The organism is Pseudomonas brassicacearum subsp. brassicacearum, assembly GCF_008801605.1.
Lineage (GTDB): Bacteria > Pseudomonadota > Gammaproteobacteria > Pseudomonadales > Pseudomonadaceae > Aquipseudomonas > Aquipseudomonas brassicacearum.
In genome coordinates this window covers 299,412-320,805 of record NZ_VZPJ01000005.1, presented here as the reverse complement: position 1 = coordinate 320,805, position 21,394 = coordinate 299,412, and the positions used below count along the sequence as shown (strand labels likewise).

Genomic DNA, 21,394 nt, shown 5'->3' with positions numbered 1-21,394 from the left:
GCATAACCAAGTACCCGATGACAGTTCAGGGCGCGAAGGCCCTGGAAGAAGAACATGCTTTCCTGACCAAGGTCGAGCGCCCGCGCTTGAGCCAGGCTATCGGTGAAGCGCGTGAGCTGGGCGATCTCAAGGAAAACGCCGAATACCACGCTGCCCGAGAGGAGCAGGGGATGGTCGAGGCGCGTGTCCGTGATATCGAAGGTCGCATGCAGAATGCGGTGATCATCGATGTCACGACGATCCCGCACACCGGCAAGGTGATCTTTGGCACTACCGTGGAAATCGCCAACGTCGAGACCGATGAAAGCGTCACTTACCAGATCGTTGGTGAGGACGAGGCAGACATCAAGCTCGGCAAGATCTCCGTTGGTTCGCCCATCGCTCGCGCCTTGATTGCCAAGGAAGAGGGCGATGTGGTGGTGGTGAAGACGCCAGGTGGTGTCATCGAGTATGAGATTGTCGAAGTCCGTCACATCTGAACGAAGGCGCCCGCTGCGAGCGGGCGCCATGATCTGGCAGCTCACTCAGATGTTGTGGGTGGGCGGCGTCTGGTTGTTGCACGTCGGTTTGCTGCCGGTGCTGGGTCGAGTCGGCCTGGCGCCGCTGCTCATCGATGAAATCGCAGGCATGCTGACGGCGCTGCTGGTGGGTTTCTCCGCGGCGTGCGTAATGTTTCAGGCTTTGGTGCTGGTTCAGGCCGAGGGCCTTGCCAGTCTATGGCGCGACATTCGTGGGCAATTGTTGCTCATGTCGTTGTACGCGTGCGGGATGTTCTTTGCGGTGCGTCTCGGCTGGCCGGATGCGAGCCAGTGGCAGGCATTCAGTTACCTGGTGCTGGGTTTTTCCGGATTGGTGCTGGTGTTGCAACCGGTTCCCGGGTGGAGCGGCAGGGTGTGCGAGGCACACCCTTGACCCTTTGACATCACTTGAAGCGGTGAACGTTCGACAGTTGCTTGTTGACGCTGAAGTTCTTGCGATAAATCAGCGCCATCTTGCCGATGACCTGTACCAGGTCTGCCTTGCCGGTCTTGCACAGTTCGGCAACGGCAGCCAGGCGGGCTTCGCGGTCGAGGATGTTGAGCTTGATCTTGATCAGCTCGTGATCGCTCAAGGCGCGCTCCAGTTCGGCGAGTACACCTTCAGTCAAACCGTTGTCAGCCACAGTCAAAACCGGTTTCAGATGGTGGCCAATGGATTTGTATTGTTTCTTCTGCTCTTGAGTGAGCGGCATAATCTGACCCCTGCGTCTGATCTTGTAAAAAGCGGCGGCCAGTTTACCCGAGCAAGTCCGGGACCGCCCACTTAATCACGACCCGTTTTATTTTTGAGGTGGCCCGTGGCCCGTTCCAAGACAAGTCTTAAATGGCTGCAAGAGCATTTCAACGACCCATTCGTGAAAATGGCGCAAAAAGACGGGTATCGTTCCCGTGCCAGCTACAAGCTGCTGGAGATTCAGGAAAGAGACCGTCTGATCCGTCCAGGCATGAGCGTGATCGACTTGGGCGCCGCCCCGGGTGGCTGGTCCCAAGTGACCAGTCGTCTGATTGGTGGGCAAGGCACACTGATCGCTTCCGATATCCTGGAAATGGACAGCATCCCGGATGTGACCTTCATTCAGGGCGACTTTACCGAGGACGCCGTACTGGCGCAGATCCTTGAAGCGGTTGGAAAAAACGAGGTGGACCTTGTGATTTCCGATATGGCCCCCAATATGAGTGGATTGGCATCTGTTGATATGCCGCGATCGATGTTCCTGTGCGAGTTGGCACTGGATCTTGCGACTCGGGTGTTGAAGCCAGGTGGTGATTTTTTGATCAAGGTCTTCCAGGGTGAAGGCTTCGACGAATACCACAAAAGCGTGCGCAAGCAGTTCGAGAAGGTCACGACGCGCAAGCCGAAATCATCGCGTGATCGCTCCCGTGAGCAGTACCTGCTGGGCCGTGGTTTCCGTGGTCGCAGTGAGGAATAAGAGGTTTTTCGACCGGGGCGATAGGTTTTTCGTATTTCGTCCCGTGAGCATTAGCGAATATTGTGTAGAAAGTGTTTCACAAAGGGTTACAGACGGCGCCTGCCAGAGTCGTAGGTAATGTAGTAAGTTAGGCCGGTGAATATCATGCGAAGCGCGCGCCAGTAGCGGAGCTTGCTTCAGAGGGTAGTTAATTGAACGATATGGCAAAGAATCTGATCCTGTGGTTGATCATCGCCGCTGTCCTTGTGACCGTGATGAACAACTTCTCCAGCCCTAACGAGCCGCAGACCCTCAACTATTCCGACTTCATCCAGCAGGTCAAGGATGGCAAGGTCGAGCGCGTAGCCGTTGATGGCTATGTGATTACCGGTAAGCGCACCGATGGCGACAGCTTCAAGACCATTCGCCCGGCAATCCAGGACAATGGCCTGATCGGCGACCTGGTGGACAACCATGTCGTGGTCGAAGGCAAGCAGCCTGAGCAGCAAAGCATCTGGACCCAGCTCCTGGTCGCCAGCTTCCCGATCCTGGTGATCATCGCCGTGTTCATGTTCTTCATGCGCCAGATGCAGGGCGGCGGTGGAGGCAAGGGCGGGCCGATGAGCTTTGGCAAGAGCAAGGCCCGGCTGCTTTCCGAAGACCAGGTGAAAACCACCCTGGCCGACGTCGCGGGTTGCGACGAAGCCAAGGAAGAAGTCGGCGAGCTGGTTGAGTTCCTGCGTGATCCGGGCAAGTTCCAACGCCTGGGCGGTCGTATCCCGCGCGGCGTACTGATGGTAGGCCCGCCAGGTACTGGTAAAACCTTGCTGGCCAAGGCGATTGCCGGTGAAGCCAAGGTGCCGTTCTTCACGATTTCCGGTTCCGACTTCGTCGAGATGTTCGTCGGCGTGGGCGCCAGTCGTGTTCGCGACATGTTCGAGCAGGCCAAGAAACACGCGCCATGCATCATCTTCATCGACGAAATCGACGCCGTCGGTCGCCACCGTGGTGCCGGCATGGGTGGCGGTCACGATGAGCGTGAACAGACCCTCAACCAGTTGCTGGTCGAGATGGACGGTTTCGAAATGAACGACGGCATCATCGTGATTGCCGCCACCAACCGTCCTGACGTGCTCGACCCCGCGCTGTTGCGTCCAGGTCGTTTCGACCGCCAGGTCGTGGTGGGGCTGCCGGACATTCGTGGCCGCGAGCAGATCCTCAAGGTTCATATGCGCAAGGTGCCAATGGGTGACGACGTCGCCCCGGCAGTCATTGCGCGTGGTACGCCGGGCTTTTCCGGTGCCGACCTTGCGAACCTGGTCAACGAGGCGTCGCTGTTCGCTGCTCGTACCGGCAAGCGCGTCGTGGAAATGAAGGAATTCGAGCTGGCCAAGGACAAGATCATGATGGGCGCAGAGCGCAAATCCATGGTCATGTCGGAGAAAGAAAAGCAGAACACTGCGTATCACGAGGCGGGTCACGCGATCGTCGGTCGTGTCGTGCCTGAGCATGATCCGGTCTACAAGGTCTCGATCATTCCGCGCGGTCGCGCCCTGGGCGTGACCATGTTCCTGCCGGAAGAGGATCGCTACAGCCTGTCCAAGCGTGCATTGATCAGTCAGATCTGTTCGTTGTACGGCGGTCGTATCGCTGAAGAGATGACGCTGGGCTTCGATGGTGTGACCACTGGCGCGTCCAACGACATCATGCGTGCCAGTCAGATCGCCCGGAATATGGTCACCAAGTGGGGCCTGTCCGAGAAGTTGGGGCCGCTGATGTATGCCGAAGAAGAGGGAGAAGTATTCCTCGGTCGTGGTGGCGGTGGCCAGCATGCAAGCTTCTCTGGCGAAACGGCCAAGCTGATCGATTCCGAAGTGCGCAGCATCATCGACCAGTGTTACGGCACAGCCCGGCAGATTCTCACGGACAACCGTGACAAGCTCGATGCCATGGCCGATGCCCTGATGAAGTATGAAACCATCGATGCCGAGCAGATCGACGACATCATGGCGGGTCGCGTACCTCGCGAGCCTCGTGACTGGTCGGGTGGTACTGGCACCTCCGGTACACCTCCGGCTGTACAGGGTGAGCGTCCGGAAACACCGATTGGCGGTCCGGCCGCTGATGTCTAAGGCTTGAAATGACTTCTGTTCAGTCCTCGACCCGGTTGCCTTGCGGCAACCGGGTTCTTGATTTGGCCCATGCGCATGTCATGGGCATTCTCAATGTCACGCCTGATTCCTTTTCCGATGGTGGTCGATTCAGCCAGCTCGATGCTGCGCTGCGGCACGCCGAGGCCATGGTGGTCGCGGGCGCAACGCTGATTGATGTGGGTGGTGAATCGACCCGGCCGGGCGCGCGTGCGGTCTCGCCGACCGAAGAGCTGGAGCGAGTGGCGCCGATTGTCGAGCGTATCCATCGCGAACTTGATGTCATTATCTCCGTCGATACGTCCACGCCTGCGGTCATGCGTGAGACTGCGCGACTGGGGGCGGGCTTGATCAATGATGTTCGATCCCTGCGGCGCGATGGTGCCCTGGACGCTGCGGCGGCCACCGGGTTGCCGGTGTGCCTGATGCATATGCTCGGCGAGCCGGGGACCATGCAGAATGACCCGCACTATGATGATGTGACCAGGGAGGTGGGTGAATTCCTGGTGGAGCGTCTGGACCAGTGTGTCGCCGCGGGCATTCCCGCCGAGCGGATCATCCTTGACCCTGGGTTCGGCTTTGCCAAGACCCTGGCTCACAACCTGAGCCTGTTCAAGCATATGGAAGCCTTGCATGCCTTGGGGCGGCCCCTGTTGGTTGGGGTCTCGCGAAAGAGCATGATAGGCAATGCCTTGGGCCGCCCGGTGGGCGAACGCCTGTATGGCGGTCTCGCGCTGGCTGCCTTGGCCCTTGCCAAGGGCGCGCGTATATTGCGCGTGCACGATGTAGCCGAAACGATGGATGTCGTGCGGATGATCGCAGCTGTGGATTCAGCCGAATAAGAATGACGGAGCACTTATGAGCAAGAAATACTTTGGCACCGACGGGATTCGTGGTCGGGTCGGCGAATACCCTATTACCCCTGATTTCATGCTCAAGCTCGGCTGGGCGGCCGGCATGGCGTTCCGCAAAATGGGCGCTTGCAAGGTGCTGGTCGGCAAGGACACGCGAATTTCCGGCTACATGTTCGAATCGGCACTCGAGGCCGGCCTGACGTCGGCGGGTGCCGATGTGATGCTGCTGGGCCCGATGCCGACGCCAGCCATTGCCTACCTGACGCGTACGTTCCAGGCCCAGGCAGGCATCGTGATCAGTGCCTCGCACAACCCTCATGATGACAACGGCATCAAGTTCTTCTCCGGCCAGGGTACCAAGCTGCCGGATGATATCGAGCTGATGATCGAAGAGCTGCTGGACACGCCGATGACTGTGGTTGAGTCGAGCAAGATCGGCAAAGTGTCGCGGATCAACGATGCATCGGGTCGCTACATCGAGTTCTGCAAAGGCAGTGTGCCGACCGGTACCAGCTTTTCCGGCCTGAAAGTCGTCGTCGATTGCGCCCACGGGGCAACCTATAAAGTTGCGCCGAGCGTCTTTCGCGAGCTGGGCGCCGAGGTGGTGGTACTTTCCGCCCAGCCTAATGGCCTGAACATCAACCATAACTGTGGCTCCACCCATACCGAGGCGTTACAGGCCGCGGTGCTGGCTGAGCAGGCCGATCTCGGGATCGCCTTCGATGGCGACGGTGATCGGGTCTTGATGGTCGATCACACCGGCACGGTCGTCGATGGTGACGAGCTGCTGTTCATCATTGCCCGTGACCTGCATGGGCGCGGCAAGCTGCAGGGCGGCGTGGTTGGTACGTTGATGAGCAACCTTGGGCTTGAACTGGCCCTGGCGGACCTGGATATTCCGTTCGTGCGGGCTAACGTGGGTGACCGCTATGTGATCTCGGAGCTGCTGGAGCGCAACTGGGTGATCGGGGGCGAGAACTCCGGCCACATCGTGTGCTTCGACCATACCACCACAGGTGATGCGATCATTGCAGCCCTGCAAGTGCTGATGGCGCTCAAGGCGCGTAACGAAGGCCTCGCGCAGTCGCGCCAGGCATTGCGCAAATGCCCGCAAGTGTTGATCAACGTGCGTTTCGGTGGCGGTGTAAATCCTCTCGAGCATGCGAAGGTCAAGCAGGCCAGTGAGCATGTGACACAGGCGATGGCGGGGCGTGGGCGTGTGTTGTTGCGCAAGTCCGGCACAGAGCCTTTGGTGCGTGTCATGGTCGAAGGGGAGGATGAAGCGCAAGTTCGCGGTTATGCCGAAGAGCTGGCAAAACTGGTTACTGAAGTTTCTGCCTGAATTCGGCTTGCCAGTCATGAATCGGTTGGGTAACATCTGCGCCCACTTTGACCGACGAGGTACAGCATGCGTCGCCCTATGGTAGCTGGTAACTGGAAGATGCACGGTACCCGCGCCAGCGTCGCTGAGCTGATCAATGGCCTTCGTCATCTGGCCTTGCCAAGCGGTGTTGATGTTGCGGTATTCCCGCCTTGCCTGTTTATCAATCAAGTGATTGATGGCTTGAAAGGCAAATCGATTTCGGTCGGTGCGCAGAATTCTGCGGTGGAATCCATGCAAGGTGCGCTGACTGGTGAAATTGCGCCGAGTCAGTTGCTGGATGCAGGTTGCTCCCTGGTCCTGGTCGGGCATTCCGAGCGTCGCCAGATCATGGGCGAGCAGGACAAGACCTTGATCCGCAAGTTTGCTGCGGCCCAGGGCTGTGGTCTGATTCCGGTGTTGTGCGTAGGGGAAACCCTCGAGCAGCGTGAAGCCGGCAAGACCCTTGAAGTTGTCGGGCGTCAGCTGGGCAGCATCATCGAAGACCTGGGTGTCGGTGCTTTTGCAAAGGCAATCATTGCTTACGAGCCAGTCTGGGCCATTGGCACCGGGCTGACTGCTTCGCCGCAACAGGCGCAGGATGTGCACGCAGCCATCCGCGCACAGTTGGCGGCAGAGAATTCTGAAGTGGCACGAGGTGTGCGGCTTCTATACGGCGGCAGCGTGAAGGCGGCCAATGCGGTCGAACTGTTCGGCATGCCGGATATCGATGGGGGGCTCATTGGTGGAGCGTCCCTGAATGCAGATGAGTTCGGTGCGATTTGTCGCGCCGCGGGAAACTGAAAAAATGCTGGAAACAGTCGTAGTCGTTTTTCATCTGCTGGGTGCACTGGGCGTAGTTGCTCTCGTATTGCTGCAGCAGGGTAAAGGTGCGGATGCTGGTGCGTCTTTCGGTGCAGGTGCTTCAAATACTGTGTTCGGAAGCCAAGGTTCCTCTACCTTTCTTAGTAAGTTTACTGCTATACTTGCCGCCGGTTTCTTCATGACCAGCTTAGGGTTAGGTTACTTTGCTAAAGAGAAAGCTCATGAGCTGACTCAAGTAGGTTTGCCAAACCCAGCGGTACTGGAAGCGCCAAAGCAACAGCCGGCTTCTGATGATGTCCCGGTGCTTCAAGAGCAAAAGTCGGCCAACCCGGCGACTGACGTACCTCCAGCTCAAGAGCAGAAGTAAGAAGGTTTCAAACGCTGTATTGCCGAGGTGGTGGAATTGGTAGACACGCAACCTTGAGGTGGTTGTGCCCATAGGGTGTAGGGGTTCGAGTCCCCTTCTCGGTACCAATTATCAGGAGAGCCCGCGATTGCGGGCTTTCTTGTAGGTGGAAGGGTTACATTGACCCTGTAAGGGATCGGTCGTATACTTCCGCCCCAGCTTTGTCGCGGGATGGAGCAGTCTGGTAGCTCGTCGGGCTCATAACCCGAAGGTCGTCGGTTCAAATCCGGCTCCCGCAACCAGTTTCAGGGGCCCCTTCCAAGGGGCTTTTTGTTAGCTGGACACTTTATAACGCCGCTGTTCGACGGCGTTTCAGGGATGGGCGATTCGCCCATTTTTTTTTATTTGCACAGCATGCACAAACATGCACGAGGGGGTTCAGGTGTCGAGCAAGCTAGAACAGTTGCAGGCCTTGTTGGCCCCGGTGGTCGTGGCCCTTGGCTATGAATGCTGGGGTATTGAGTTCTCGGCTCAAGGTCGCCACTCACTGTTGCGCGTTTATATCGATAAGGAAGGCGGCGTGTTGGTGGATGATTGCGCCATCGTCAGCCGTCAGATCAGCGGTGTACTGGATGTTGAAGATCCAATCACCTCCGAATACACCCTTGAAGTTTCCTCGCCTGGCATGGAGCGCCCCCTGTTCACACTTGAACAGTTCGCTTCGTTTGCCGGTGAACAAGTGAAGATCAAGCTGCGCTCGCCTTTCGAAGGTCGACGCAACTTCCAAGGCCTTCTGCGCGGTGTAGAAGAGCAGGACGTCGTGGTGCAGGTAGATGACCATGAGTTCCTGTTGCCGATCGATATGATCGACAAGGCCAACATTATTCCCAGTTTTGACTGATACGTGCCAGATACTGCGGATCCCGCGGATCCAATGGCTTGCGAAAGGCGAGGCGTACGATGAGCAAAGAAGTACTGCTGGTTGTTGAGTCGGTATCCAATGAAAAGGGCGTACCGGCTAACGTTATTTTTGAAGCGCTGGAGCTGGCTCTGGCCACTGCTACCAAGAAGCGGTTTGAAGACGAAGTTGATTTGCGTGTGGAAATCAATCGCCACACCGGTGCCTACGAGACTTTCCGTCGCTGGACGGTGGTCGAGGAAGCCGACCTGGATGATCCGGCTATCGAAACCTGGCCGAGCAAGGTTGCAGAAACGCATCCGGGTGCCAAGGTTGGTGATGTAGTAGAAGAAAAAATCGAGTCCATCGAGTTCGGTCGCATCGCTGCACAGACTGCCAAGCAGGTTATTGTGCAGAAAGTTCGCGAAGCCGAGCGCGCGCAAGTCGTCGACGCTTATCGCGAGCGCCTGGGGGAAATCATCTCCGGCACCGTGAAAAAAGTGACCCGCGACAACGTGATCGTCGACCTGGGCAACAACGCCGAAGCGTTGCTGGCTCGCGAAGACATCATCTCTCGCGAAACTTTCCGGGTTGGCGTGCGTTTGCGTGCGCTGCTCAAGGAAATCCGCACCGAGAACCGCGGCCCGCAGCTGATCCTGTCGCGTACCGCGCCGGAAATGCTGATCGAGTTGTTCCGCATCGAAGTGCCGGAAATTGCTGAAGGCCTGATCGAAGTCATGGCCGCCTCCCGTGATCCGGGATCGCGTGCCAAGATCGCGGTCCGCTCCAAGGACAAGCGCATCGACCCGCAAGGCGCCTGCATCGGCATGCGTGGTTCGCGTGTCCAGGCCGTATCCGGCGAGTTGGGCGGCGAGCGCGTGGACATCGTCCTGTGGGACGACAACCCGGCTCAGTTCGTGATCAATGCCATGTCGCCTGCTGAAGTGGCGGCAATTATCGTCGACGAAGATGCCCACGCCATGGACATCGCCGTTGGCGCAGACAATCTGGCTCAGGCCATCGGTCGCGGTGGTCAGAACGTGCGTCTGGCCAGCCAGTTGACTGGCTGGACCCTGAACGTGATGACCGAATCGGACATCCAGGCTAAACAGCAAGCTGAAACCGGCGACATCCTGCGCAACTTCATCGACGAGCTTGAAGTCGATGAAGAGCTGGCGCAGGTGCTGGTGGATGAAGGCTTTACCAGCCTGGAAGAGATTGCCTACGTACCGGTGGAGGAAATGCTCAACATCGACGGCTTTGACGAGGAGATCGTCAACGAGCTTCGCGCTCGGGCCAAGGATCGTTTGTTGACCAAAGCCATCGCTACTGAGGAAAAGCTGGCAGACGCCCATCCGGCCGAAGACCTGCTCTCGCTTGAGGGCATGGACAAGGATTTGGCGATGGAACTGGCGGTGCGCGGCGTAATTACCCGCGAAGACCTGGCCGAGCAGTCTATTGACGATCTGCTCGACATCGACGGCATTGACGATGATCGTGCCGGCAAGTTGATCATGGCCGCCCGAGCCCACTGGTTCGAGTAATTAGGCGCGGCCTGAGGAGAGAAGTGCATGACGCAAGTCACGGTGAAACAACTGGCCGATGAGGTCAAAACACCGGTAGAGCGCCTGTTGCAGCAGATGCGTGAGGCAGGTCTGCCGCACACCGCCGCCGAGGAACATGTGACCGACAGTGAGAAGCAGTCCCTGCTGACTCACCTGAAGAGCAGTCACAAGGCGAAAGTGGAAGAACCGCGCAAGATCACTCTGCAGCGTAAAACCACCAGCACCCTGCGTGTTGCCGGTAGCAAAAGCATCAGCGTTGAAGTACGCAAGAAGAAAGTCTTCGTACAGCGCAGCCCGGAAGAAATCGAAGCCGAGCGCAAACGCGAACAGGAAGAACGTCGCGCAGTAGAAAATGCTGCTCGTCAGAAGGCTGAAGAAGAAGCCAAGCGTCGCGCCGAAGAAGAAGCGCGTCGCCAGCCTGCTGCTGCGCAAGCTGCTCCGGTAGAAGCCGTCGAGGCTGTTGCCCCGGTAGCCGAACCTGTGCGCGAAGCTGCTCCAGTCGTGGCTGCGGCTGCGGCTCCAGCCGATACTCGCAAGCGCGACGAACAGCGTCGTCCGGACAAACCACGTGCCGACGACAACCGTCGTGGCAGTGGCGATGGCGAGCGCAAGAACGCGCCTCATCGTGCTTCGGTCAAGGAAAAGGCACCAGCGCCACGCGTTGCACCACGTACCACCGACGAGGAAAGCGATGGCTTCCGTCGTGGCGGTCGCGGCAAGGCCAAGCTGAAGAAGCGCAACGCCCACGGTTTCCAGAGCCCTACCGGCCCTGTCGTGCGTGAAGTGAAGATCGGCGAGACCATCACTGTGGGCGATCTGGCCCAGCAGATGTCGGTCAAGGCTGCTGAAATCATCAAGTTCATGTTCAAGCTGGGTACGCCAGCCACCATCAACCAGGTACTGGACCAGGAAACTGCCCAACTGGTTGCTGAAGAGCTGGGCCACAAAGTGACCCTGGTCAGCGACACCGCCCTGGAAGATTCCCTGGCCGAGTCCCTGAAGTTTGAAGGTGAGGCGGTTTCCCGTGCTCCGGTCGTGACCGTCATGGGTCACGTTGACCACGGTAAAACGTCCCTGCTCGACTATATTCGTCGTGCGAAGGTTGCGGCAGGTGAGGCTGGCGGCATTACCCAGCACATCGGCGCTTACCACGTTGAAACCGACCGCGGCATGGTGACGTTCCTCGACACCCCGGGTCACGCCGCGTTTACCGCGATGCGTGCCCGTGGTGCCAAGGCGACCGACATCGTGATCCTGGTGGTTGCAGCGGACGACGGCGTGATGCCGCAAACCATCGAAGCCGTTCAGCATGCCAAGGCAGCTGGCGTGCCGCTGGTGGTTGCGGTGAACAAGATCGACAAGCCGGGCGCCGATCTCGATCGCATCCGCAGCGAACTGTCGGTCCACGGCGTGACCTCCGAAGAGTGGGGTGGCGACACTCCATTCGTTCCGGTCTCGGCGAAGATGGGTACCGGCGTTGACGAACTGCTCGAAGCCGTTCTGTTGCAGGCCGAGGTTCTGGAACTGACCGCTACGCCTTCGGCTCCAGGCCGTGGTGTGGTCGTTGAATCGCGCCTCGACAAGGGCCGTGGCCCGGTTGCGACCGTCCTGGTTCAAGACGGTACCCTGCGCCAAGGCGACATGGTGCTGGTCGGTTCGAACTACGGCCGTGTACGTGCCATGCTCGACGAGAACGGCAAGTCCATCAAGGAAGCAGGTCCCGCTATCCCGGTCGAGATCCTCGGCCTGGACGGCACCCCGGATGCTGGCGACGAGATGAGCGTTGTGGCTGACGAGAAGAAAGCCCGTGAAGTGGCTCTGTTCCGTCAAGGCAAGTTCCGCGAAGTCAAACTGGCTCGTGCTCACGCTGGCAAGCTGGAAAACATCTTCGAGAACATGGGTCAGGAAGAGAAGAAGACGCTCAACATCGTCCTCAAATCCGACGTCCGTGGCTCGCTGGAAGCGTTGAACGGCGCCTTGAATGGCCTGGGTAACGACGAAGTGCAAGTGCGTGTGGTCGGTGGCGGTGTCGGTGGTATCACCGAATCCGACGCCAACCTGGCTCTGGCCTCCAACGCTGTACTGTTCGGCTTCAACGTGCGCGCCGATGCCGGCGCTCGCAAGATCGTCGAGCAGGAAGGCCTGGATATGCGTTACTACAACGTGATCTACGACATCATCGAAGACGTCAAGAAAGCGTTGACCGGTATGCTGGGCAGCGACGTCCGGGAGAACATCCTGGGTGTGGCCGAAGTTCGCGACGTGTTCCGTTCGCCGAAGTTTGGTGCCATCGCCGGTTGCATGGTGATCGAGGGTGTTGTTCACCGTAACCGTCCGATCCGTGTACTGCGTGAAGACATCGTGATCTTCGAAGGCGAGCTGGAATCCCTGCGCCGCTTCAAGGATGACGCTTCCGAAGTACGTGCCGGCATGGAATGCGGTATTGGCGTCAAGAGCTACAACGACGTCAAGGTCGGCGACAAGATCGAAGTCTTCGAGAAGGTCCAGGTTGCTCGCAGCCTCTGACTCGCGCACTTCAAGAGCTGCACCGGGTAGCCGCATTAACATGCGCTGCTTCGTTGGCAGACTCTAAACGCAACGCCCGGTCTGGCTTTTGCCAGGCCGGGCGTTTGCCGCTTTCAGACCTCGCGGGTTTCACCGTGGGGCAGTAACAGGTAACAAGACATGGCAAAAGAATACAGCCGTACCCAACGAATCGGCGATCAGATGCAGCGTGAGCTGGCCCAACTGATCCGTCGCGAAGTCAAAGACCCGCGCGTCGGCCTGGTCACCATTACCGCAGTGGAAGTCAGTCGTGACGTCGGTCATGCCAAGATTTTCATCACCGTGATGGGCCAGGATAGCGCCGAAGAAATCGCCCAGAGCATCAAGGTGCTCAACTCGGCCGCCGGCTTCCTGCGTATGCAGCTGGCCCGGGAGATGAAGCTGCGCAGCGTCCCACAGCTGCACTTCCACTATGACGAAAGCGTCGTGCGTGGTGCGCATCTGTCGGCCCTGATCGAACGCGCCGTGGCTGAAGACAGCCAGCATCCGGTTGCGGCTGAACCCGAAGACACCAAGGAGTAATCGGTGGCTCAGGTCAAACGTATCCGTCGTAACGTCAGCGGTATCATCCTGCTCGACAAGCCGCTGGGGTTCACGTCCAACGCGGCGTTGCAGAAGGTTCGCTGGCTGCTCAATGCCGAAAAGGCCGGGCATACCGGTAGCCTCGATCCGCTGGCCACCGGCGTGCTGCCGCTGTGCTTTGGCGAGGCGACCAAATTTTCCCAGTACCTGCTCGATTCCGACAAGGGCTATGAAACCCTGGCGCAACTGGGCAAGACCACCACCACGGCGGATGCCGAAGGTGAGGTTTTGCTCGAGCGCCCGGTGACCGTTGGTCAGGCTGATATCGAAGCCGTGCTGCCAGCTTTTCGTGGGCAAATCAGTCAGATACCGCCGATGTACTCGGCTCTGAAGCGTGATGGCCAGCCCTTGTATAAACTGGCCCGGGCAGGCGAAGTAGTGGAGCGCGAGCCGCGTTCTGTTACTATTGCGCGCTTGGAATTGCTGGCCTTTGACGGTAATACTGCGCGGCTGGCCGTGGATTGCAGCAAGGGCACCTATATCCGGACCCTGGTGGAGGATATTGGTGAACAGCTCGGCTGTGGCGCGTACGTGGCAGAATTGCGACGGACCCAGGCCGGGCCTTTCACGTTGGCCCAGACGGTCACGCTGGAAGAGCTTGAAGCGGTACATGCCGAAGGCGGCAACGAAGCGGTCGACCGTTTCCTGATGCCATCGGACAGCGGCTTGCTGGATTGGCCGCTGTTGCAGTTCTCGGAACACAGTGCGTTCTACTGGCTCAACGGCCAGCCGGTACGTGCCCCGGATGCGCCGAAGTTCGGCATGGTCCGGGTGCAGGATCATAACGGTCGCTTCATCGGTATCGGTGAAGTGAGCGAAGACGGGCGTATTGCGCCGCGTCGACTGATTCGGTCGGAATGACCGGAACCAGCCTGCGTAACAGCAGGTTGGCGAGTGTGGCTGTTAACAGGCACGGTCACTACTCATTTATAGATACAGGGATTTGTCCCTGGCCTGTTGAAGCTGTTTCCTTGAAACAGTTTCCTGACTAAAAGGATTGCCTCATGGCTCTCGACGTTCAAGAAAAAGCTCAAATCGTAGCTGACTACCAGCAAGCTGTTGGTGACACTGGTTCGCCAGAAGTGCAAGTTGCACTGCTGACCCACAACATCAACAAACTGCAAGGTCACTTCAAGGCCAACGGTAAAGATCACCACTCCCGTCGTGGTCTGATCCGCATGGTAAACCAGCGTCGTAAGCTGCTGGACTACCTGAAAGGCAAGGACGTGAGCCGTTACAGCGCTCTGATCGCTCGCCTGGGTCTGCGTCGCTAATCAGCGATTGCGCTAGAGGTTGGTGGTCTGTCGTACGTCAGTGGGTTTCCCGCTGGCGCATGGCAGGCTCCCAGCCTCAAGTTTTATCTGGATACACGTTTTACCCTGGACAGACGTCGGGCCGATTCCCGCCATTGCCCAAGAATTTCGCAAGAAGACAAGTTCCCCAAGAGCCACAAAGAAGGTAGGACACCGTGAACCCGGTAATCAAAAAATTCCAGTTCGGTCAGTCGACCGTTACCCTCGAGACTGGCCGTATCGCCCGTCAGGCCTCCGGCGCAGTGCTGGTCACCGTTGACGACGACGTCAGCGTATTGGTGACCGTTGTCGGTGCCAAGCAAGCCGATCCAGGCAAGGGCTTCTTCCCTCTGTCTGTTCACTACCAGGAAAAGACTTACGCTGCCGGTAAGATCCCTGGCGGTTTCTTCAAGCGCGAAGGCCGTCCTTCCGAGAAAGAAACCCTGACTTCCCGACTGATCGACCGTCCGATCCGTCCGCTGTTCCCAGAAGGCTTCATGAACGAAGTGCAGGTTGTCTGCACCGTCGTCTCCACCAGCAAGAAAACCGATCCGGACATCGCTGCGATGATCGGTACCTCGGCTGCCCTGGCGATCTCCGGCATTCCTTTCGATGGCCCGATCGGTGCTGCCCGCGTTGCGTTCCACGAAAGCACCGGCTACCTGCTGAACCCGACCTACGAGCAACTGAAGGCTTCGAGCCTGGACATGGTCGTGGCCGGTACTTCCGAAGCCGTGCTGATGGTTGAATCCGAAGCCAAAGAGCTGACCGAAGACCAGATGCTGGGCGCGGTGCTGTTCGCCCACGACGAGTTCCAGGTGGTGATCAACGCCGTCAAGGAACTGGCCGCCGAAGCCGCCAAGCCAACCTGGACCTGGGCTCCGCAAGCCGAAGCCACCGAGCTGCTGGGCGCGATCCGTGCCGAGTTCGGCGAAGCGATCTCCCAGGCCTACACCATCACCGTCAAGGCCGACCGTTATGCGCGCCTGGGCGAGCTGAAAGACCAGGTCGTTGCCAAGCTGTCCGGCGAAGAAGGCCAGCCATCGGCCAGCGACGTCAAGGCCGCTTTCGGTGAAATCGAATACCGCACCGTTCGCGAAAACATCGTCAACGGCAAGCCGCGTATCGACGGTCGCGACACCCGTACCGTACGTCCGCTGAACATCGAAGTCGGCGTTCTGCCAAAGACCCACGGTTCGGCACTGTTCACCCGTGGCGAAACCCAGGCGCTGGTCGTTGCAACATTGGGCACCGCCCGTGACGCGCAACTGCTGGACACCCTGGAAGGCGAGAAGAAAGACCCGTTCATGCTGCACTACAACTTCCCTCCGTTCTCGGTGGGCGAGTGTGGTCGCATGGGTGGCGCCGGTCGCCGCGAAATCGGTCACGGCCGTCTGGCCCGTCGTTCGGTCCAGGCCATGCTGCCTGCCGCTGACGTGTTCCCGTACACCATCCGCGTGGTATCGGAAATCACCGAGTCCAACGGTTCGAGCTCGATGGCTTCGGTCTGCGGCGCTTCCCTGGCCCTGATGGACGCCGGTGTGCCGATGAAGGCTCCGGTTGCCGGTATCGCCATGGGTCTGGTCAAAGAGGGCGAGAAATTCGCCGTCCTGACCGACATCCTGGGTGACGAAGACCACTTGGGCGACATGGACTTCAAAGTGGCCGGTACCGCCAAAGGCGTCACCGCACTGCAGATGGACATCAAGATCAAGGGCATCACCGAAGAGATCATGGAAATCGCCCTGGGCCAGGCCCTGGAAGCGCGCCTGAACATCCTCGGTCAGATGAACCAGATCATCGGTCAGTCCCGTACCGAACTGTCGGAAAACGCTCCGACCATGATCGCGATGAAAATCGACACCGACAAAATCCGTGATGTCATCGGTAAAGGCGGCGCGACCATCCGTGCGATCTGTGAAGAAACCAAGGCTTCGATCGACATCGAAGACGACGGTTCGATCAAGATCTTCGGCGAAACCAAGGAAGCGGCAGAAGCAGCACGCCAGCGCGTCCTGGGTATCACCGCAGAAGCCGAGATCGGCAAGATCTACGTCGGCAAGGTTGAGCGCATCGTCGACTTCGGCGCGTTCGTCAACATCCTGCCGGGCAAGGACGGTCTGGTTCACATCTCCATGCTGAGCGATGCTCGCGTCGAGAAAGTGACCGACATCCTCAAAGAAGGCCAGGAAGTGGAAGTGCTGGTACTGGACGTGGACAACCGCGGCCGTATCAAGCTGTCCATCAAGGACGTCGCAGCAGCCAAGGCATCGGGCGTTTAATCACCCCTTCGCCTGACCGCTGAACAAGCAAACGCCCCGACTGGTTCGGGGCGTTTTGCTGTGTGGTGAAAATCCCTGTGTCGCGGGTTGCCTGGCCACAGGGGACGATGCTAGGTTTAGCCACCGCCCGTGTAGCTCAGTCGGTAGAGCAGCGCACTCGTAACGCGAAGGTCGCAGGTTCGATTCCTGTCTCGGGCACCATTCCCCTCGTTATTTCACTTTCCTGCTCAGATCCTCGACCGTGCGTTTGAGCTGATCCATCTCGCGATCCTGATCGCTGAGCTCCCGTTTCAGGGACGAAATCTCGCTGTTGCTCGAACTCGAACTGGAGCCGCTATTGCGCTTGAGTTCTTCCACTTGCTTGCCCAGATCGTTCAGGTCGCGTTCCTGTTCCTTGATGGTGCGCTTGAGCTCGTCGATTTCCTTGCTGCTGGAGGTGGAGCTGGAGCCACTGTTGCGCTTGAGTTCTTCGATCTGACGGGCCTGCTCGCTGAGGACGCGTTTCTGGTTTTCCAGTTCTTCAGCATTGTTCTTTACGGTTTTTGGCAGGTTTTCCAAGGCGCTGACGCTGACATTGGTCTTGACGAGTACGTACTTATCAAATCGGTCATAACGAAGGGCAGGAATAGCGTCGTCGGAAGACGGCCCATCAGAGGAGACTTCAACAGCTGCTTGGGCAGCGTCGACCAAAGTCAGGCTGCCGAGCAGCAAGGTCGCGGTAGCAAGCCGGGTCAACGAACGTTTCGAAAAGCTGCGCATCACTGGGGTTCCTTGTGAAGTGCCGGCATGGCACATGGCTATGACTGGTTATTTTGACAGATGTTCCCAGGCTCTCCTGGTTTCTCATGCGCATGGTTTTTTTTGTGGGATAGATGTAAAGAACCGTGTAAATCGTCGGCAAAACGTCCTATATTCATTGCCTGCATGTGCATCGCCCAGCAGTTTTCAGATGATCCCCGAATGGTTCTGAAGGCCAGATAGACCGGGCTTCACACGGTTTTTTTGCGTCAGAGAGATCCTTGATGATCCAGATCCATCTTCCATTCCCCAGATCAACGAGAACGCCATGACTGTTAAAGAATTGACCCAGGAAGCCAGGCACGAAGAAGCTCTGAAAAAGTACGTGTTGGATGCGCCCCAGTTGCTGGAAGAGATCAAGGACTTGTCTGCCGACGATCAGAAAGACCAGATCCAATGGGCGTTCGAGGACGAGGCCGAAGCCCAGGGGCTGCAGCCTTGGGAGTTGACGCTCAAGTACACCAGCACGCCTGAAGAATTCGAGACGCAGCGCCTTGCATTGCACAAGGAAGCGGCCGAGGTGCTGGGTGTGGAATGGGATGAGTACTGCGAGATGAACAATCTGGTGGTCTGAACAAAACGCCAGCCTTTCAAGGCTGGCGTTTTTTGTTGTCAGAGGCTCAAGCGCATCGACAGATCCACTGCCTTCACATCCTTGGTCATCGCGCCGATCGAGATGTAGTCCACCCCGGTCTCGGCAATCGGGCGCAACGTGCTTTCGTTGATCCCGCCGCTGGCTTCCAGCTTCGCCTTGCCGCCATTGAGGCGTACGGCTTCACGCATGTCGTCCAGGCTCAGTTCGTCGAGCATGATGATGTCGGCGTTGGCCGCCAGTGCTTCTTTCAATTCCGCCAGGCTTTCCACTTCGACTTCCACCGGTTTGCCCGGTGCGATCTTGTGGGCGGCGGCGATGGCCTGGGCGATCCCGCCGCAGGCGGCGATGTGGTTTTCCTTGATCAGGAAGGCATCGTACAGGCCGATGCGGTGGTTATGGCAGCCACCGCAGGTGACCGCGTACTTCTGGGCCAGGCGCAGCCCCGGCAGGGTCTTGCGGGTGTCCAGCAGCTTGACCTGGGTGCCGGCGACAAAGTCGGCCAGGTAACGGGCCCGCGTGGCAACGCCGGAAAGCATTTGCAGGAAGTTCAGCGCACTGCGTTCGCCGGTCAGCAGCGAGCGGGCCGGGCCTTCCAGATGGAACAGCGCTTGATCGGGGTTGACCCGGTCGCCGTCGCGCACTTGCCAATGCACCGCGACACGCGGGTCCAGTTGCCGGAACACGGCATCGACCCAGGCCGTGCCACTGATGATCGCCGCGTCGCGGGTGATGATGGTGGCCTTGGCCAGGCGTTCGGCGGGGATCAGTTGCGCGGTGATGTCGCCGCTGCCGATGTCTTCAAGCAACGCACGGCGCACGTTGGCTTCGATTTCGGCGGTCAGATCGGCGAGGCGTAGATTCGGCATAACGGGCTCCACAAACAAAGTGGCCTGATTATAGGGTGTCGAAACCTGCATTTGGTCGCGTCCTCGCAACATTTCCTCATTTCCCCGGTCACTTATTGCGCCGTATTTCGAGATGGATCACAGAGTGTGCTGGTGCGACAGGGTTGTTTTACCCGATAATCCGCCTTTCGATTGACGTCATAGCTTTGACGTTATGAGCCGCAGAAAACCGTTTCAGGAGGCCAGGATGCACAACGACGGGAATGTAGTGCCTTTGCACAAGGTCGCTACCGATCAGGCGAATCCTTCGCCGCTCGCCCGCCTGCCTGTGATTCTGCTTCAGGTTCGCGACAAGGCCGCCCAGCACTTGCGCCTGGGTTTGCAGGGGCTGTTCGATAACGCCGACGACACCTTGTTTGAAATGGCCGACCGGGCGCGCGACGACGTCGAGCAGAACCTGTACTTCGAGGCCATGCGGGACCTGCGCCTGAAGCGCAAAAGCATCGAACGTGAATTTATCGAGCAGTTTTTCGAGACTTTCGTCAGCCTCGCCCAATACGACTTGACCCACACCAGCTTGGCGCCGAACCTGGCAGACAGCCCAATCCAGCGCTCCCAGGACGACCTGGAGCGGCAACTGGCGGTCGAGGCGATGGTCACTCGGGTGCTCAGGCGCGATGGCGTGTCGCTGGAACAACTGACGGCACGGCTCAGTGTGCTGCTGGCCCGCCCGCTGGCCAATCAGCACAATCCCTTGAGCCCGGCATTGCTGTGCGAGAAGTTCCTGCAGGCCGGGCGCAACCTGGGCGTGGAAATCAAGGTCAAGCTGATCCTGCTCAAGCTGTTCGAGCGTTATGTGCTCAGCGATTGCGACCAACTCTATACCGAGGCCAACCAGTTGCTGGCCGCCACCGGCATCCTGCCAGAGCTCAAGGTTACGCTGGCGCGCCGGGCGTCGGATCGCACCGAGGATAGCCCCAGGCCCAACGCCGAGATGGCTGCCAAGCCCAGCGATGCCGAGGTTGATGACAGCGTGCAGGAAGTGTTCGCCGCCTTGCAGAAGCTGTTGATGCAGGTGCGTGGCACTGTGGCGCCGACCCTGGAACCCAGCGTGCCGCCCCAGCCGATTTCCACCCGTGACCTGCTGCGGCTGCTCTCTCATTTGCAGCAATACGTGCCTGCACCTACCGTTCACGACGAGTTCGATTTGCGTAGCCAGCTCGAACAGCTGTTGACCCGGGTCAGCGTCAGGAGTGGCAAGTCTCGCGTGGTCGAAGGCGCCGATGAAGACGTGATCAACCTGATCTCGATGATGTTCGAATTCATCCTCGACGATCACAACCTGCCAGACTCCTTCAAGGCCCTGATCGGCCGCCTGCAAATCCCGATGCTCAAGGTCGCGGTGCAGGACAAGAGTTTCTTCAGCCGTGGCAATCATCCCGCCCGGCGGCTGCTTAACGAAATCGCAGCCGCGGCCATGGGCTGGGGTGATTGCGACGATCATCAGCGCGACAGCCTCTACCTGCGCATCGAGCAGGTGGTGCAGCGCTTATTGAATGATTTTGTCGATGACCCGGCGATCTTCTCCGAACTGCTGGCCGACTTCCTGGCCTTCACCAGTGACGAGCGGCGCCGCAGTGAGCTGCTCGAACAGCGCATCCGCGATGCCGAAGAGGGCCGGGCCAAGGCCGAACTGGCGCGCCAGCGCGTCGAAGGGGCGCTGAACCAGGTGATGTTGGGCAAAGTCCTGCCGCAAGCCGTGGTGGAGTTCGTGCAACACGCCTGGAGCCAGGTGTTGCTGCTGACGTGCTTCAAGCATGGCAAGTATTCCGCCGAGTGGCAGGCCGACGTCTTGACCCTGGAGCAATTGATCTGGAGCGTCCAGCCTCACGATGAATCCGATGCCGGCCTGCGTTTGCTGGCGATGGTGCCCGAACTGCTCAAGGCCCTGCGTGAAGGCTTGAGTCGCTCGGCGTTCGATCCGTTCGCCACCAGCGAGTTTTTCAGTGAACTGGAAGCCCTGCATGTGCAGGCGCTCGAACGCACGGGCCAAACGACGGAACAGGCCCAGTCGTTCACTTCACCGGTCATGGTCGAGGTGCTGGAAAAAATCGTCTTGCGCCCCCCTCAAAAGTCGGCGGGGGAGAGCGTGGCGGTGCATTTGCCCGCCGATGACGTGGGCCTGCTGCAGGTCGACCAGTTGCACCTGGGAAGCTGGGTCGAGTTCCAGGAGGACGATGACAACACCTTGCGTTGCAAGCTGGCGGCGATCATCGAGGCCACCGGCAAATACGTCTTCGTCAATCGTACCGGCCTCAAGGTGCTGGAGCACAGCCGCACCAGCCTGGCTCTGGAGTTTCGCCGTGGCGCGGCGCGGCTATTGGACGACACCCTGCTGTTCGACCGCGCGCTGGAGTCGGTGCTGGGCAATCTGCGCCAGCTCAATCGCGGCAAGTGATCGCGCTGCCCGGTCCGATCACGGCATACTG

The 21,394-nt window shown here is 58.9% G+C and carries 20 protein-coding genes and 3 tRNA genes; 20 read left to right on the top strand and 3 right to left on the bottom strand.

Translation table 11 applies throughout. From position 1 onward, the window contains the following. Nucleotides 1–2 precede the first annotated feature (2 nt). Together greA and F7R20_RS14750 are read left to right on the top strand one after the other, a co-directional pair. Nucleotides 3–479 carry a transcription elongation factor GreA gene (gene greA, locus F7R20_RS14755; RefSeq protein ID WP_027911987.1) on the top strand — a complete coding sequence of 159 codons (477 nt, stop codon included), beginning with the start codon at nucleotides 3–5 and terminating at the stop codon, nucleotides 477–479. A 28-nt stretch (nucleotides 480–507) separates the two neighbouring features. Further along, a complete protein-coding gene (locus F7R20_RS14750) occupies nucleotides 508–912 on the top strand; it encodes a hypothetical protein (protein WP_003197702.1) in 405 nt (134 codons plus the stop codon). Nucleotides 913–922: 10 nt separating this feature from the next. Here F7R20_RS14750 and F7R20_RS14745 read toward each other — a convergent pair whose 3' ends face one another. Further along, complete coding sequence (locus tag F7R20_RS14745) at nucleotides 923–1,231, bottom strand: YhbY family RNA-binding protein (protein ID WP_003197704.1); 309 nt, start codon at nucleotides 1,229–1,231, stop codon at nucleotides 923–925. Nucleotides 1,232–1,336: 105 nt separating this feature from the next. On the opposite strand from F7R20_RS14745, the gene rlmE reads away from it, so the two are divergent. The 16 genes from rlmE (at nucleotide 1,337) to F7R20_RS14665 (ending at nucleotide 16,868) form a co-directional block, all read left to right on the top strand. Continuing rightward, entirely contained in the window at nucleotides 1,337–1,969 is a 633-nt protein-coding gene (gene rlmE, locus F7R20_RS14740) for a 23S rRNA (uridine(2552)-2'-O)-methyltransferase RlmE (protein ID WP_003177853.1), read from the top strand. 200 nt (nucleotides 1,970–2,169) lie between these two features. Further along, complete coding sequence (gene ftsH / locus F7R20_RS14735) at nucleotides 2,170–4,080, top strand: ATP-dependent zinc metalloprotease FtsH (protein ID WP_013692252.1); 1,911 nt, start codon at nucleotides 2,170–2,172, stop codon at nucleotides 4,078–4,080. An 8-nt stretch (nucleotides 4,081–4,088) separates the two neighbouring features. Continuing rightward, a complete protein-coding gene (folP, locus tag F7R20_RS14730; protein WP_003197708.1) occupies nucleotides 4,089–4,940 on the top strand; it encodes a dihydropteroate synthase in 852 nt (283 codons plus the stop codon). Nucleotides 4,941–4,956: 16 nt separating this feature from the next. Next, nucleotides 4,957–6,294, top strand: coding sequence for a phosphoglucosamine mutase (gene glmM, locus F7R20_RS14725; RefSeq protein WP_003197710.1), 1,338 nt, complete (start codon nucleotides 4,957–4,959; stop codon nucleotides 6,292–6,294). A 66-nt stretch (nucleotides 6,295–6,360) separates the two neighbouring features. Then, nucleotides 6,361–7,116, top strand: a complete 756-nt coding sequence (gene tpiA / locus F7R20_RS14720; RefSeq protein WP_003197712.1) for a triose-phosphate isomerase — start codon at nucleotides 6,361–6,363, stop codon at nucleotides 7,114–7,116. 4 nt (nucleotides 7,117–7,120) lie between these two features. Beyond that, on the top strand, nucleotides 7,121–7,504 hold the full coding sequence (secG, locus tag F7R20_RS14715) for a preprotein translocase subunit SecG (protein ID WP_003197714.1): 384 nt from the start codon (nucleotides 7,121–7,123) through the stop codon (nucleotides 7,502–7,504). A 21-nt stretch (nucleotides 7,505–7,525) separates the two neighbouring features. Next, nucleotides 7,526–7,611, top strand: a tRNA-Leu gene (locus tag F7R20_RS14710). Nucleotides 7,612–7,708: 97 nt separating this feature from the next. Further along, nucleotides 7,709–7,785 (top strand) — tRNA-Met (locus F7R20_RS14705). A 140-nt stretch (nucleotides 7,786–7,925) separates the two neighbouring features. Beyond that, nucleotides 7,926–8,384, top strand: a complete 459-nt coding sequence (gene rimP / locus F7R20_RS14700) for a ribosome maturation factor RimP (RefSeq protein ID WP_013692254.1) — start codon at nucleotides 7,926–7,928, stop codon at nucleotides 8,382–8,384. 59 nt (nucleotides 8,385–8,443) lie between these two features. After that, complete coding sequence (gene nusA / locus F7R20_RS14695) at nucleotides 8,444–9,925, top strand: transcription termination factor NusA (protein WP_003197716.1); 1,482 nt, start codon at nucleotides 8,444–8,446, stop codon at nucleotides 9,923–9,925. A gap of 27 nt (nucleotides 9,926–9,952) precedes the next feature. Then, nucleotides 9,953–12,472 (top strand): translation initiation factor IF-2, encoded by a 2,520-nt coding sequence (gene infB, locus F7R20_RS14690; RefSeq protein ID WP_003197719.1) that lies wholly within the window; start codon nucleotides 9,953–9,955, stop codon nucleotides 12,470–12,472. Between the two features lie 159 nt (nucleotides 12,473–12,631). After that, on the top strand, nucleotides 12,632–13,033 hold the full coding sequence (gene rbfA, locus F7R20_RS14685; RefSeq protein ID WP_003177871.1) for a 30S ribosome-binding factor RbfA: 402 nt from the start codon (nucleotides 12,632–12,634) through the stop codon (nucleotides 13,031–13,033). A 3-nt stretch (nucleotides 13,034–13,036) separates the two neighbouring features. Further along, nucleotides 13,037–13,954: a tRNA pseudouridine(55) synthase TruB gene (gene truB, locus F7R20_RS14680; protein ID WP_003197722.1), complete on the top strand. Its 918-nt coding sequence runs from the start codon at nucleotides 13,037–13,039 to the stop codon at nucleotides 13,952–13,954. Between the two features lie 143 nt (nucleotides 13,955–14,097). Next, the gene (gene rpsO, locus F7R20_RS14675) at nucleotides 14,098–14,367 is read left to right on the top strand and encodes a 30S ribosomal protein S15 (RefSeq protein ID WP_003197723.1); all 270 of its coding nucleotides are present in this window, start codon (nucleotides 14,098–14,100) and stop codon (nucleotides 14,365–14,367) included. A gap of 194 nt (nucleotides 14,368–14,561) precedes the next feature. After that, on the top strand, nucleotides 14,562–16,667 hold the full coding sequence (gene pnp / locus F7R20_RS14670; protein ID WP_003197725.1) for a polyribonucleotide nucleotidyltransferase: 2,106 nt from the start codon (nucleotides 14,562–14,564) through the stop codon (nucleotides 16,665–16,667). 125 nt (nucleotides 16,668–16,792) lie between these two features. Further along, a tRNA-Thr gene (locus tag F7R20_RS14665) sits at nucleotides 16,793–16,868 on the top strand. Between the two features lie 9 nt (nucleotides 16,869–16,877). On the opposite strand, the gene F7R20_RS14660 is transcribed toward F7R20_RS14665, so the two are convergent. Beyond that, nucleotides 16,878–17,426: a hypothetical protein gene (locus F7R20_RS14660; RefSeq protein ID WP_003197727.1), complete on the bottom strand. Its 549-nt coding sequence runs from the start codon at nucleotides 17,424–17,426 to the stop codon at nucleotides 16,878–16,880. 307 nt (nucleotides 17,427–17,733) lie between these two features. On the opposite strand from F7R20_RS14660, the gene F7R20_RS14655 reads away from it, so the two are divergent. After that, a complete protein-coding gene (locus F7R20_RS14655) occupies nucleotides 17,734–18,039 on the top strand; it encodes a DUF6388 family protein (RefSeq protein WP_003197729.1) in 306 nt (101 codons plus the stop codon). Between the two features lie 38 nt (nucleotides 18,040–18,077). Here F7R20_RS14655 and nadC read toward each other — a convergent pair whose 3' ends face one another. Further along, a complete protein-coding gene (gene nadC / locus F7R20_RS14650; RefSeq protein WP_003197731.1) occupies nucleotides 18,078–18,926 on the bottom strand; it encodes a carboxylating nicotinate-nucleotide diphosphorylase in 849 nt (282 codons plus the stop codon). 226 nt (nucleotides 18,927–19,152) lie between these two features. On the opposite strand from nadC, the gene F7R20_RS14645 reads away from it, so the two are divergent. After that, nucleotides 19,153–21,363, top strand: coding sequence for a DUF1631 domain-containing protein (locus F7R20_RS14645; RefSeq protein ID WP_003197733.1), 2,211 nt, complete (start codon nucleotides 19,153–19,155; stop codon nucleotides 21,361–21,363). Nucleotides 21,364–21,394: the final 31 nt, after the last annotated feature.

Bases quoted from the DNA above. Each gene is read 5' to 3' on its own strand.
- F7R20_RS14750 (WP_003197702.1), top strand. From the start codon at position 508: ATGATCTGGCAGCTCACTCAGATGTTGTGGGTGGGCGGCGTCTGGTTG.
- F7R20_RS14745 (WP_003197704.1), bottom strand. From the start codon at position 1,231: ATGCCGCTCACTCAAGAGCAGAAGAAACAATACAAATCCATTGGCCAC.
- ftsH (WP_013692252.1), top strand. From the start codon at position 2,170: ATGGCAAAGAATCTGATCCTGTGGTTGATCATCGCCGCTGTCCTTGTG.
- folP (WP_003197708.1), top strand. From the start codon at position 4,089: ATGACTTCTGTTCAGTCCTCGACCCGGTTGCCTTGCGGCAACCGGGTT.
- glmM (WP_003197710.1), top strand. From the start codon at position 4,957: ATGAGCAAGAAATACTTTGGCACCGACGGGATTCGTGGTCGGGTCGGC.
- tpiA (WP_003197712.1), top strand. From the start codon at position 6,361: ATGCGTCGCCCTATGGTAGCTGGTAACTGGAAGATGCACGGTACCCGC.
- secG (WP_003197714.1), top strand. From the start codon at position 7,121: ATGCTGGAAACAGTCGTAGTCGTTTTTCATCTGCTGGGTGCACTGGGC.
- nusA (WP_003197716.1), top strand. From the start codon at position 8,444: ATGAGCAAAGAAGTACTGCTGGTTGTTGAGTCGGTATCCAATGAAAAG.
- infB (WP_003197719.1), top strand. From the start codon at position 9,953: ATGACGCAAGTCACGGTGAAACAACTGGCCGATGAGGTCAAAACACCG.
- rbfA (WP_003177871.1), top strand. From the start codon at position 12,632: ATGGCAAAAGAATACAGCCGTACCCAACGAATCGGCGATCAGATGCAG.
- rpsO (WP_003197723.1), top strand. From the start codon at position 14,098: ATGGCTCTCGACGTTCAAGAAAAAGCTCAAATCGTAGCTGACTACCAG.
- F7R20_RS14660 (WP_003197727.1), bottom strand. From the start codon at position 17,426: ATGCGCAGCTTTTCGAAACGTTCGTTGACCCGGCTTGCTACCGCGACC.
- F7R20_RS14655 (WP_003197729.1), top strand. From the start codon at position 17,734: ATGACTGTTAAAGAATTGACCCAGGAAGCCAGGCACGAAGAAGCTCTG.
- nadC (WP_003197731.1), bottom strand. From the start codon at position 18,926: ATGCCGAATCTACGCCTCGCCGATCTGACCGCCGAAATCGAAGCCAAC.
- F7R20_RS14645 (WP_003197733.1), top strand. From the start codon at position 19,153: ATGCACAACGACGGGAATGTAGTGCCTTTGCACAAGGTCGCTACCGAT.